The organism is Eubacterium sp. AF36-5BH (assembly GCF_003460505.1).
Classification (GTDB): Bacteria; Bacillota; Clostridia; order Lachnospirales; family Lachnospiraceae; genus Eubacterium_G.
This window is the reverse complement of the sequence record NZ_QTVG01000002.1, coordinates 1-13,710: the sequence shown is the minus strand read 5'-3', so window position 1 is coordinate 13,710 and position 13,710 is coordinate 1. Positions and strand designations below refer to the sequence as shown.

The window sequence follows — 13,710 nt, the reverse complement described above, 5'->3', positions numbered from 1 at the left end:
GCAGTGTCGTCCATTTTGGAATAAGTTTTTTTATTTAATATGACTTTTGAATGCTGTAATAAAAATAGAATTGAGATTGTATATGGAAAGAGAAAAATTTAAATCCAGACTTGGATTCATTCTTATTTCTGCCGGCTGTGCCATAGGTATTGGAAATGTATGGCGTTTTCCTTATGTTGTTGGAAATAATGGTGGTGGATGTTTTGTATTATTTTACATCTTATTCCTTGTTATTTTAGGGCTTCCTATTTTAACAATGGAGTTTTCAGTTGGTCGTGGTAGTCAGCAAAGTATTTCAAGAGCTTTTAAGACTCTTGAGAAAAAAGGTCAATATTGGCATCTGCATGGTTACATCGGAATGGCAGGTAACTATATTCTTATGATGTTCTACACAACAGTTTCCGGTTGGATGCTACGATACTTTTTTGATACAGCAAAAGGTGACTTTGTAAACGCAGACACTAATGCTGTTCAAAGTCATTTTTCAAATATGAATGCCATTCCTTCGGAAATGATATTTTGGACAACTCTTGTTATTATTGTAGGTTTCCTGGTTTGTTCACTTGGATTACAAAACGGAGTTGAAAAGATTTCCAAAGTCATGATGATTGCCCTTTTGGTAATTATGGTTGTTTTGGCAATTAACAGTATTTTTCTTGAAGGTGCCGGCAAGGGCTTGTATTTTTATCTGGTACCTGACTTTGAACAAATTAAAAAGATTGGCCTTATTAATGTTATAGTAGCTGCAATGAATCAGGCATTTTTCACACTTAGTATTGGCATGGGCTCTATGACAATTTTTGGCAGCTATCTTGGAAAAGACCATTCACTACTTGGAGAATCAATTAACATTGTTGCATTAGATACATTTGTTGCCATTGTGTCAGGGTTGATTATTTTCCCAACATGCTTTGCATTTGGTGTTAGCCCTGATCAGGGACCAAAACTTATATTTGTTACTTTGCCAAATATTTTTGCAAAGATGCCGGGTGGTCGTATATGGGGAAGTTGCTTCTTTATTTTCATGGCTTTCGCAGCATTTTCAACTGTAATTGCCGTTTTTGAAAATATTATGTCATCATGTATGGATCTTTGGAAATGGTCACGTAAGAAAACTGCAATTATAAATGCAATTATTATAACTGTTACTTCCATCCCTTGCGTTCTTGGTTTTAACGTTTGGTCAGGATTCATGCCTTTTGGAAAAAATACAAATGTTATGGATTTAGAAGACTTTTTAATAAGTAATTTAATCCTTCCAATTGGCTCACTTATTTACACTCTATTCTGCACAAGCAGATATGGTTGGGGATGGGATAATTATATTAAGGAAGTTAATTCAGGCTCAGGTTTGAAAATTCCAAAACAAATTCGTTTTTACTGTAAATGGATTCTCCCTATTACGATTATATTCATTATTGTAAATGGGTTAATTTCAAAATTCTTTTAAAAGAATCTGGAATGTCACTTGCGACATTCTACGCAACCAGTGCGTGCCTATTTAGCAACATTTTCTTTTTACGCAAGTGGGCATACATTAAAACCTCAGTTGACTTTTTTATCAACTGAGGTTTTGTTTTATCCTTCTTCTCTTTTATTTTATTACTTTTTATTTTTTATCTTTGACCACCTTTTATTATATTTCTTTATCCTTGTAAGCACTTTTTATTTTACCGACTTTTCTTTTTTCATTGTAAACGCTTAAGTTTATTTCCTTTATCATTAGTTATTTCTTTTCTTCTGTTCTAACTAATTTAAAACCGGTTCCATCATCTTTTATAGAATAAATTCTACTTTCATCATAATGTTCACCCGCAATGTATATTTTTAAAACATTTCCTTTTTTGATAATTTTGCTTGCATATTCAACATCTACTTCTTCTGGGGTTTTAATTACTTTCACAGCTTTGGTTTTCATGTTGTACTCATGGATTGTCTTTGCCTGAATCTTATTTTCTTCGTCTGCTTTATAATTGAAATAATACATATTATCACCATGGAAATTAATAATTTGTGCATTACTTATCATTTCTTCAGGTTCATTCTTCAAATCCCACTTGAAAATTCTATAATCATCTGATGTATATGTTGCTATTTCTCCATTCTCGTTTTTTACAGTAGTTTGATTACCTGTAAAATATAATATATTGTTATTCATCTTTATGTTTTTAATAAACATTCCTACTGGCAATCTTGTTAACATCATTTTATCTTTTTTCATATTATACGCATATAATTTTTCCTGATGTTTAACATACTTTTCGCAGTATGCGTAATTTCCATAAATGCCAAAATTATAAACATTCTTTGGGAACTTATCTGTAAGGACTTTCATTTTACCTGTTGCAACATTATAAGCCTTCAAAACATTCTTACTACGAATAATCAAATTCTTCTTCCCATAAATTCCCGCTATGTAAGTGATTTTTTTTATTGCCTTTACTCTCTCAACCTTCTTACCTGGAACATATTTGTATGTTGCATGTTGTTTTCCCAAGAAAAAAACTCTTTTTTTGTAAGTAAAGTAGTGATTTCCATTTACCACTCTTCCCAAACATTCTTTTTTCTTACCTACTTTTTTTGAATAAATGCAAAGTTTGTTATCTTTATTCTTTCCGGTGGATATGGTGTACTTGCCTAATTTTGTTTTAGTTCCATAATGTATTGTCAAATTCTTTCCACCTGCACTGTTAAAAGATGTGTCACTGGAATAGTTTACATAAGCACCAACCGGTGTTCCCTGACATACACCTCCTAATGCCATCGTAATGATTAATGAACCAACTAATAACTTTTTCTTAAAATTTCTCATAATCGTTATTCTCCTTTCTCTTTAATTTAATTATGAAACGTTGACATTTTGAAAAATATTGCATTGGGAAAAAATTTTTTGTGCAGGTTCTTTTGTGCAAAAACTTTTAAAATAAATATGAATATTTATTTTGAACTTCCAAACACTTCCTTTCTTCAACTCTGCTATTTAAATACATCCTAACAGCTTTTTTTACTGAATTTACTGCTTCTATACTATATCTATCCTCTATTTCTTTACTTTCTAATTGTTTTAAATCCTCATCATAATTTTTACTATAATCAATATATCTACTGATTTTATTTAGATTCTTATTAACATAATTAAAGAAATTAAGAGCAACACTCGCATAAATATGCTGAATTTTTTCATATTCATCTTTTGTATTTTCTAATTCTTTAAGATACTCTGTTTCAAAATTTTCATCTCTTATAATTTTATGGGCAACTATATTTCTATTTCTATTAAATTTTTTAATTAATGAAATAAATTCTTCTTTATTTTCAAATTCCACCCCCTCTTCTAACTCTTTTACTAATTTATAAAATTCTCTATCAAATTTAATTTTTATAGGCATTTTTTGTGGAAACAAATTTAATCTAGTATTAAAATTACCAATAGCAATTAAAGATTTCATTAATTCTTCAACAATCTGATGATATATTAACATTGCAGATAACAAATCAAAATAATCATTATCAAATCTTGTATTCACCATATCTTCTATTCTAATTATTCTATTTAAATTATTTCCTAATCCATAATACATATCCATATCAGCTATTTCTAACATTAATTCAATTCCATAGTCCATTTATAAAACTCCTTTTATCTCCTTGTTATTTTATTCTATTTTTACTGAAAGCTTTTGTTTTTTATAAGGTACTATTGTAAATTATCTCTAATGCTCATCAGAGCATATCCCAGTTTATTATTTCCCTTCCATTTTTTCTGGTTATCCAAATCTTCATCTGTAGTTTTTGCAACAATTCCGTACTTCTTTTCATCCTTAGTACAGAAAATTATTGTTGTATTTTCTGTGCTTTTTAATTCTTCTTTCAACTCAGGATAATTTTCTATTTGAACTTTTAAACATTCAATCATTATATTCTGCTTTACTGCATTCCAGTGCTTTTTGTATTTTACAGTCGACACTACATCTGCTTTGAAATAATGTCGCATCTTTTTCTTATCATTTGTTTTCAATATATATTTAGCGATAAGCTTGTCCCCATAAATGAGAGCCTTTTTATACTGCATACATTGAAATACACTTTTAAATTCTATACCCTCAAACTTAAATGGTCTTTCTAAAAAAATTGACCATTTACTATTCTCATCAAAAGCACATACTTTTTCTTTCTTTTCAGTTTTTAAGTTGTTAATTAGCCAGTGATATTCTTCATATTGTTCAACTGAAATAACTTCCTTAAATTTTTGAATGAAAGATGGTATGTTTTGTATTGGATTTTCAAAGTTAAAAATAATATTTTTGAAAAATTCAGCATACTTTTCTGATATTAGAATTTCATAAAAACATGACGCTACTTCTTCAGCATTTGTTCCATCTTCATCAATTCCCCATTCATTAATTAAAATATTTTCATATTTCATGCTTGCTGCAACCTGCAAAGAATCTTTAACTCTTTGTTTAAAATCCTCAATATTATTTGCGAAATCTTTTCTATTATCTTTATACTTTGTTAATGGATATACTGACTCAAAACTTACAGTATAAACTTCATCTGTTTTTTTCAGATTTTCATCTCTGAAAACCACAACATTAGGAGTAACAGCTATATACTCTAAACCTTTTTTTCTGTTTGCCTTATCTAATCTTTTTGCCTCATCTTTTCCTGCAAAAGACTCATATAATGAACTTCTAAAAAAATATTCGTTTCTATCTTTCTTATCAAAATAGAACTCTTTTTCGTCGTGCATGACATCATTCATTATTATAGTTTTTCCTTCTAAGTCTTTAGCCAAAGACAATGCCTTTCCGGCTAATATCTGTATGTTATTTTGATAATCTGACATGTTATCATTTTTGTCATTGTAAACTTTTAGAACTTCTTTTTGATTTTCTAAATCTTTTTCTACTATAATATTGCTTATTAATGTTTCTCTTGAAATATTAAATTCAACAAATTTATTTTCATCTGTTCGATATTCTCTATTTATAACAATGTCTTTATTTTCATCTTCTATAGATTTTATTTCATTGTTATTTTTCATATATGAAACTATTTCTCCACCTAATTCCAATGGTTTTTCATAAATTTTTGAATCATATACATCTGCAATACTATTGTAAAACTCTCCATTTGCGTAATGTAATTCATCGTTATTATTTTTCACGTGATTCTCTCTTTTTGAAAAATAATCATACAGCTGCTCCTTAGCATCTTTATAGCCAATTTCTATTAAATCGTTAATTTTTTCTCTTGAAAAATTTACTGTAGAAAGCAAGCCATAAAATTTAACTGATGGGAAAATATGTACCATTTCACTTCCCAAAAACTTTTCTTTCTTATGCTCGCCACTATCATTATCTAAGTGAACTACTATAAATTTGTTTGTATCACATTCCATATCCTTTATTAAACAACTAATTGGTAAATTATCTCTTATTCCACCATCACAATAATATCCTGATAAATCATCTTTAATTTGCTCCATATCTTCATTAAACTCTACCTTGCCGGTTAAGTTTTCATCCTTAAAAATAATTGGCATTGCAGATGAAGCTAATAATATTTTCTCTATTTGTTCAGATTGGTTATTACATTTAAAATACTTCGCTTTTCCCAATGTTTTTCTTTTGAAATATTTGTATGCTAATTCAACCACTGGCTTTGCTACTATACCCACTCCATTTTCTACTACTGGTGTGGCAAACCTGCTTAGTTTTCCTACTCTGCTTATGTTAGCCATTCTTCTAACATCTTTTATTGTATTAATTTTTTTACTACTTCCAACTATTCCTTTGCTAACCTGTTTAGCAATTTCATCTGTAGCTTCATTTTTGGTATTTATTTTCAGAGCTTTTGTTATTGCCTTTTTTATAGCATCAATAGAACTTTCAGGTAAAAAAGTGCATACTGCATATACAGGCTCTTTTACATTTAATATCTTTTCTTTTCATTTGCGTCCTTAATAACCTGTTCTAAGCCCTTTCTGCTAAAGAAATAATCAGATACAAGCTTTTGTTTTTTTCCGGGCTGTCTATCCAAGCCTGCACTTAAAACTGTTGACCAATGTATGTGTCTCCATATTTCTTCAGCTTCTTTAGGTGAACAACAGGCAAATAACGCAGCATTTAAAGCCCCGACAGATGTTCCGGCATATCCCACAATTTCAATATTTCTGCTTTTCATTAAGTCATTAATTGCTAACCAAACTCCAACTTCATAAGCGCCTTTACCGCCACCACCTTCTAGAACTAAACCGTACTTTTCAACTTTTTCTTCAGAAACCATAAATACCTCCCTATAATCGTAACCGTTTAGTTATAGTATACATCATTTCAACATAGAAAACAGTTTTTAAGTTATTTAATTTTCACCCTTAACATTCTCATTTTCCCTACCGCAACCAAAAGAACCTCCTGGTAATTTATATTATTAGCATAACTAATATATATAAATTACCAGAAGGTCATATCTAAATTTTTTCTAAATTATTGTTTGTAAAATGCATCCCTTGTGCATACCTGTTTAAGTATGTTCTTAACTACTGACTTCCACGTTAATTTTTTTACAATTCAGAGTTTCTTATTCTATTTATAATCCTCTACTATTTTAAATCTGATATATCTACAATATACGCTTTTTTATCAAATGTAATCAACATTTTGTTTTCTTTTCCCATTAAGTAAAACTGTATATTGTCCCGATATTTTTCCGGTATATTTAGTTTCATCAACTGTTTATTTTCAAAATTTATCAAATATAGATCACCATTGGAAACACCACCAAATATAGCGTATTTTTCTGAGGAAATAATTGATTCCACATTTTTTTCAGATATATTGATTTGAAATCTATCACCTTTTATTACATTTTCAATTGTCAGGATATTTTTTTCAAATAAATATGTCCAATTTAAATTTATGTCAATATTTATGTTGAAAAATTCCTTTTCTATTTTTCCGTTCTTTAGATTTACAAGGTACTTACTGTAATACTCAGTTTTATTTTTTGTAAATGGCTTGCCCAAAGTCAATATATGATAATCATCAACATAACTAATTTCGTCAGTAGTTGCATATCCATTTATTGTGTCCTTTTTTAATTTCTTTTCTGTTTTGTTTTCTAAATCAAACATCGACCAATATCCTTTTGACCTAAAATTGCAAAGAAGTGTTTTTCCATTTGGGGAAAGGGCAAAATTACATATCATTCTATCGTTTGAAAGTTTTTCAATTTCATTTGTGTCCAAATTGATCTTTACTATCGTTTCCTTCACAATAGTGTCCTTTTGGGTATGACACAAAGTAGCATAAATTGACCTTCCTTTTATAACCTGAAAAACCTCACTAATGGCACCGCTATAATTAAAGGCACAAATTTCTTTGTCTTTTATAACATATTGAAATGAAAAACCTTCACCCTCATATTTTCCCTTAAATTTATTTACAGATTCTCTTGATAGCTGATCATCTTTTATTGAATATACGTTTTCAACTTTTTCAGAACTTTCTTTGTTATATTCCAATATGAAAGTTTCATTTCTACCAGCAATTTCCATATTTTCATTTAACTGAATTTTACCTTCAGGTGTTTCACCTTTGTCATTTAACTGGATTTTATTTTTAGTTTTCTCCCCTTTATCATTTGAGCGATTAGATTCCACATTTACCTGCTGAACCTTATTTGTTCCAAATAATCCCTGCAAAAATCCCTTAAAAGAATCCGAATTGTTTGCTCCAACAGTAATTCCCGTTGCACAAACTAACACTACTGCCAAGCTGACCATTGCCCATTTCATTTTTCTCAAACTTGTAAATTTGATTTTGAAATTTACACTTTCAGTTTCAATTGACTGTTCAAGTAATTCTTTTTTCCAGCTTTCAGGAGTTTTAATTGTATCTAATTTTTTTAAATTCATATTTGCCTCCATTCTCCAATTTTTAATAAGTTTCTATTTCTTAGACCTGCTTTTTTACAATTGTAGCAAGTTTTTCCCGACCACGTCGTAATCTTGACTTTACGGTATTAACACTTAATTGAAGAATGTCTGAAATTTCTTTTGTAGTATATTCCTGGTAATAATAAAGAACTAAAATTTCACGATACTTTAAAGGTATTCTTCTCAATGCGTTTATCAAAATTTCGGTATCGCTGTCATATTGCAATTCTCTCATTGAATTGCCACTATCTTTATGTACATTTTCCAACTTTTCCTTATCTAAACCAACGGATACATTTTTATTCCAGAAAGACTTATGATAATCATTACATTCATTTCTTGCCACCCTAAGCAACCATGCTTTTAAATGCTCACTGTCGTTAAATGTTTTTGAACATTTATATAATTTTATAAATGTATTTTGAAAACAATCTTTAGCCGCCTCTTCATTTTGTGTCCATACCACGCACATCCTAGTTATGTAATCAGAATATTTTTCAATAACTTCTTCATAACTCATGCCGGCATATGTGTTACTCATAACTTTCCTCCTTTCAAAATTTGAAAGATTTCTCTTTCTACATAACACACGATTGTTTTCAGGAAATGGGTGCAAAAAAGAAGAATATTGGGGATTTGGTTATCTAGGTGTCATTCCTCCCCCTTGAAAAGGATGCATTGCCGCCCACTGCACACTATTTGGTATCTTATTACAACGTGCAACTGTACCTTTCCATCTTTTAGTTTTATTTTTTTTATATTTTTTTGTATGATTTCTTTTTTTTATATTCTTTTTATAATATTCCCACATAACTTTGGTATAGTTATTTCTTAATTTACATTTAACCCATTGTTTGCTTGCAGGATTATATACAGTAACTATTATTTTTTTATCCTTTGTCATATTAAAGTTACAACAAAACAACTCTACACCATTATCTAATATTAATACAACTGTGTTAATTGGAAATTCTCGACCATGTATAAGATATTGTCCTCCTAATGTATGATAGATGTTCATATTACAACACCCCTTTCTCCATTTGTTTCCGTATTTATTACAAAATTTGAAATTGCTTTTCATTACGCAAATTTTGAAATTAAGTATACTACACCAATAACTATCCCGACTGCAATTAGTACACCTATTATCAAACATATTGTTGCCACAATCACTATTAATATATTTTGTATTACCTTGTTATGCACCTTTTTTTCGAATATCTTTATAGGATTTACTCCTATTATATTGGCAATCCATTCTGGCAATATTTCCATAATAAACTCCACAACAAAATCAAACAATATTTCCATGCCACTTCTCCTTATTACTTAGATTGTAATTATTATCTTACTTGGAAAAGTTCGATTTGTTCTCTTAACGGTCCAAAGCAGAATGCTATTCTTATAGGAAATTTTGGGTTGGACTGAATTTCCACGTTTTTAGGTTCTACAAATACATTGTAACCAGCCTGCTTAATTCTCTTAACACATTCATCTACATTATCAGTGGCAAAGGCAAAATGTCTTATAATCCCCGTCTCTTCACTTCCGCCACCATTGTTAAACACTTCAATAATTCCATTACCTGTATCAAACATTATCCCCTCGCTCCATGTTCTTGCAACAGGAATTTCCAGTATCTCATTATAAAACTCTACTACCTTTTTATACTCTTCCTGATTTTTACACTTCATTGATACATGATGTATGCCTTTAATTAAACTCATATTTTCTCCTTTCAGAATATATTTTAAGATTTACACGTAACCATAAGTCGAATAGACTTACTGCGATATGCTCGTTATAATATTTGGTTCAATATTTTTTTAGAACAAAGAATGTCGCTTGCGACATTCTACGCAACCAGCGCGTGCCTATTTAGCAACATTTTTCCATTTGCGCGAGTGTACATCCATAGTGGAACGTTTTTTATGTAATAAGAAAACACTTCCTTTCAAATATTATTATATCTAAAAGGAAATGCTTTTACATTATATTTTCACTATTTTTACACTATTTATTATACTACCGCCACGAATGTGTGTTATTCAATCAGACATAAAAAAACTCTTATAAATCTAATAACTTCTTTTTCTTTTCATAATAATCTTTTTCATTCAAAATCAATTTTCTTGCAGCATTTATCATGGCTTTAGAATTATCCACCAAATATATATTTATATTTTCCGGCAAAATCTCTTTTTCCTTAACCCAGAGCAAACCGTTTCCACATCCAATATCCAGTATATCCATTCCTGCCTTTATATCACATTTATCTATAAAATAAAAGAAAAGTCACCTGCTCTAACTGACCTATATCTCTGTTTCCAGATAATTATCAGTTAAAACAAATGACTTTTTAATAATTTTATTTAATTGTTTTACAATAAATCCATTAAATTTAATTGGCTTTAATTTTATTCGGTTATCTCCGACTCGGTTTATTCCGAGTTAATTAACTATTTACCTACTTATTCATGCCCTTCACAATTCCATTGGCAATCTTATTTAATGCCTTACCTGAATGATCACTTCGTTTATCCCCAACTTCTAAATCAACAGATGCTATTGTTGAATAGGATGTTTGCGTTAAATCAATTGCCATAGCTCCATTTCCATAAATTTTTACACCGGCATTTTTCATTCCCCAAATAAGATTTTGTCCTAATTTATTATGTTTTTTCCAATTCTTTGAAACCGGATACATATTTCTGTAGGACTTGTTATTTGGAACGCTAATATAAAATGCGCCTTTATTTGCTGATGAAGAATCATAATGTAGGGCAATGTGGTAATCTGCATTGTTGTTTGCGTATACCGTTCTTCCTATGTTGTCTATCTGTGAATCTTCACTTTCTCTTACCATCAAAACATTATAGCCTGCTTTTAAAAGTTTCTTTTTCACAACCATTGCCAGTTTAAGTGTTGCCTTTGCCTCAGGTGTTCCGTCACTTAAAGTAGTTCCACCGTTAATTGATGTAGCTTTTACAGCTCCCTGAGCTGTACTTCCACCTGTCACCTTTGCACTTTTGTCAGGATGACAAAAAGTCTTAACACTTTCGCCGCCTTTTGTTCCATGACCGGCATTTACACAAACTGTTTTCTGCTTAAGTTTAGATGCTGTTGAAAAATATAATGTTGCTGCGTCTGTATGTATTTTGGAATAACCTGCAAATTTCCATTTAGAATTCCATGCAATTATTTCGGCGCAGGTGCTCCAAACTGAATAATATTTGTTTTTTCCTTTTTTTACATATCCCCTGACTCTCACGTAGTAATTTTTCTTCTTTAATTTACTAAGCTTTGCAGAATTTTTGTTTTGTACGTTTATAGTTTCACCCTTTGTAAAATTTTCTTTTGTTGAATATTGAATTTCATATCCGTTTGCTTTACTGTTTTTGCGCCATGAAATCTGATTATTTCCAGATTTTCCTGATAATATGTTAATGCTGCTTCCTTTAAGGAAATAGTTTTTAACTTCTAAAGAAGGTTTGCTCTCGTATCTCTTACCTTTTGCTGTTTTGTATGCCACAACCTTAAAAGTGTACAAGCTTCCATTCTTATTTGCTTTCTTATCAGTATACTGAATTGATTTTTTTACCTGACAGATTTTCACTCCATCCCTGTAAATATCGTAGCCCTTAGCACATTCTATTTTGTTCCATTTTATAGTTGTGCTGTTTTTATTATTTATAACGGATGTTATTGTGGGTCTTTCCTTTTCAAAATCTGTAGCTGATCTAGCAATCTCTTCTGCCCCAACAATGGTGTTTATGGAATTTGTTCCTGCCACTTGCGAACTTTTATCAGCAATTTCTGTTCCTGCAGCTATTATTGTTATAATTAGTCCTGATGCAATTATCTTTTTAATCGTATTTTTATTCATATGTGACCACCTTTTCTCACTGTTAAAATACTGTATACACTTGATTTTATGAATACATTTTTGCAACTGCTACTAATACATATCTGTTTAATTTATATATTTTCTTAAATTCAATATTTTTTACAGGCGCCGGTACTTTACCAGTTTCTAATGTGCAATTATAAATATTTCTAGCATCTAAATAATCGCTAAATGTACCATAAGCTGTTGGCTCACTTATTACGTGAGTATATTTTGTCATAGAATACAACATATTGCTAAGTTTTGTATGTTTACGGTGATACATAACTTCTCCAGCCTGATGATAACAAATTACTACATTAGGTTTTACTTTTTTAACTACGGCTATCTGTGCCTTTGTCTCAGGTTCAGATACAGCTTTCTTTCCTGCATATAACTTTTGACCAGGTGCTTTTGCGCTTTCTCTTCCAAAGCCTTCGGCGAAGTTTCTATTGATATCCACGCCTCTTGCATTTGACTTCCATTCTTTAAAACTAGCTCCTTTTGCTATTTTGTAAAGGTTCTGACGTAAATTAATATCTCTTATTTTCTTAGGTCCATATTGACTAATTGTTACACCATCCGGATTTACCATTGGCATAATTACTAATTTTACCTTGTTAAAAATTGTACTGTAATTCTTTCCCTGATATTTTTTGGTATCATATCCTCTACAATACTCTTCAATTACTTTCATCATAAATTTAGTATTCATATACTCTCTTGCATGTATTGACGTTTCTACATAAACAGTCTTCTTAGCCGTTTCCTTACCTAAAGTAACGTAATACAACTTTCTCTTATCTAAACTTTTTCCTGCAACTTCAACTTTCAATATTGAGCCGTAGGCTTCTTTTAGTTTCTTAAGGTCAGATTTCATGTCTGCATAGGAATATTTCTTATCTAATGTATTTACTATTTTTTTAGCATTACATTTGTAGACAACATATTTTGATTTTACTAATAGCTTCTTATTTCCAACTTTTAACATTGAATATCCGCTATTGCATTTCTTATAAACATAGTAGCGGACTCCTTTTTTGACCTTTGTTACTTTCTCCAACTTTAAATTATATGCATAAACTGATTTCTTAACATAGCCACCTTTTTTAACTTTTGTTCCTTTTGTGTCCACGTTAGGTTTCGTTGTTGGTTTCTCAGTAGTAGGCTGCTTCGTAGTTGGTTCTTCCACCTTTGTAGTGGTTTCCGGTGCTGTAGTTGTTTCCTCTGTCACCGTAGTTGCCACAACCGTTGTTTCTTCTACTGCCTGGGCTTTTACCCCCGCAAAATTCATTACTAATGCTATTGCTCCAATTAGCATTAGTGTTTTCAAAGTTTTTTTCATATGTTCCTTCCTTTCAATTTTGGGTATATTTGCTGCGTTTTTTCTTATTTATATTATAATTTCTAACATATTAAATAGCAATTATTGTTTATTTTTTGACAGATATATTAAAGCATATTGGGGTATTTTTTCATAATCTAATTTAATTGCCAATTACTAAAATATTCATATAAAACATTTCTTCTACATATATTTTTTTGTATGGAGAATTATTTGAAAACCGACAAAACTACCATTACCATATGCATAGCATTACCGCTTATACTAGGTGTTTTATCTGTCCTTTTAACCCGGGGAAATATGCAGACCTTTGAGATGGATAAACAAGCTGCCTTTTTCTCCACTGGGATGTATTTTCCCAATTATTTGGACTATTCTGTATGTCCTTATGGGTATCAGTTCCGATCTTGCAGTAATTTCAGATTAACCTAATGATAAAGCCTTATCTGTTTATTTAACTTGCTTTTAAGCAAAAATAACGGGCTTCATGATACTCCCCTGTCTATCTGACCGGGGCGTATCATAATGCCCGCT

At 30.5% G+C, this 13,710-nt stretch carries 13 protein-coding genes; 1 reads left to right on the top strand and 12 read right to left on the bottom strand.

The window, feature by feature from the left end; translation table 11 throughout:
* Positions 1–82 precede the first annotated feature (82 nt).
* Entirely contained in the window at positions 83–1,450 is a 1,368-nt protein-coding gene (locus DW006_RS01570; RefSeq protein ID WP_117998745.1) for a sodium-dependent transporter, read from the top strand.
* Positions 1,451–1,726: 276 nt separating this feature from the next.
* Here DW006_RS01570 and DW006_RS01565 read toward each other — a convergent pair whose 3' ends face one another.
* The 12 genes from DW006_RS01565 to DW006_RS01510 all read right to left on the bottom strand — a co-directional run bounded on the left by DW006_RS01565 (position 1,727) and on the right by DW006_RS01510 (position 13,176).
* Positions 1,727–2,812, bottom strand: a complete 1,086-nt coding sequence (locus tag DW006_RS01565) for a hypothetical protein (RefSeq protein ID WP_117998744.1) — start codon at positions 2,810–2,812, stop codon at positions 1,727–1,729.
* Positions 2,813–2,918: 106 nt separating this feature from the next.
* Entirely contained in the window at positions 2,919–3,626 is a 708-nt protein-coding gene (locus tag DW006_RS01560) for a hypothetical protein (protein ID WP_117998743.1), read from the bottom strand.
* A gap of 71 nt (positions 3,627–3,697) precedes the next feature.
* Positions 3,698–5,746: an NADAR domain-containing protein gene (locus tag DW006_RS01555; protein WP_117998742.1), complete on the bottom strand. Its 2,049-nt coding sequence runs from the start codon at positions 5,744–5,746 to the stop codon at positions 3,698–3,700.
* 191 nt (positions 5,747–5,937) lie between these two features.
* Positions 5,938–6,291, bottom strand: coding sequence for a patatin-like phospholipase family protein (locus DW006_RS01550; protein WP_117998741.1), 354 nt, complete (start codon positions 6,289–6,291; stop codon positions 5,938–5,940).
* Between the two features lie 316 nt (positions 6,292–6,607).
* Entirely contained in the window at positions 6,608–7,921 is a 1,314-nt protein-coding gene (locus DW006_RS01545; RefSeq protein WP_117998740.1) for a hypothetical protein, read from the bottom strand.
* Between the two features lie 40 nt (positions 7,922–7,961).
* On the bottom strand, positions 7,962–8,483 hold the full coding sequence (locus tag DW006_RS01540; protein ID WP_117998739.1) for a sigma-70 family RNA polymerase sigma factor: 522 nt from the start codon (positions 8,481–8,483) through the stop codon (positions 7,962–7,964).
* Positions 8,484–8,582: 99 nt separating this feature from the next.
* Positions 8,583–8,963, bottom strand: a complete 381-nt coding sequence (locus DW006_RS01535) for a hypothetical protein (protein WP_117998738.1) — start codon at positions 8,961–8,963, stop codon at positions 8,583–8,585.
* 62 nt (positions 8,964–9,025) lie between these two features.
* Positions 9,026–9,256 (bottom strand): hypothetical protein, encoded by a 231-nt coding sequence (locus tag DW006_RS01530; RefSeq protein WP_117998737.1) that lies wholly within the window; start codon positions 9,254–9,256, stop codon positions 9,026–9,028.
* Between the two features lie 32 nt (positions 9,257–9,288).
* Entirely contained in the window at positions 9,289–9,672 is a 384-nt protein-coding gene (locus tag DW006_RS01525; RefSeq protein ID WP_117998736.1) for a VOC family protein, read from the bottom strand.
* A gap of 343 nt (positions 9,673–10,015) precedes the next feature.
* The gene (locus DW006_RS01520) at positions 10,016–10,198 is read right to left on the bottom strand and encodes a class I SAM-dependent methyltransferase (protein WP_117998735.1); all 183 of its coding nucleotides are present in this window, start codon (positions 10,196–10,198) and stop codon (positions 10,016–10,018) included.
* Positions 10,199–10,412: 214 nt separating this feature from the next.
* Positions 10,413–11,831, bottom strand: a complete 1,419-nt coding sequence (locus DW006_RS12215; protein WP_243002555.1) for an N-acetylmuramoyl-L-alanine amidase — start codon at positions 11,829–11,831, stop codon at positions 10,413–10,415.
* A gap of 46 nt (positions 11,832–11,877) precedes the next feature.
* Positions 11,878–13,176: a M14 family metallocarboxypeptidase gene (locus DW006_RS01510; protein WP_117998734.1), complete on the bottom strand. Its 1,299-nt coding sequence runs from the start codon at positions 13,174–13,176 to the stop codon at positions 11,878–11,880.
* Positions 13,177–13,710: the final 534 nt, after the last annotated feature.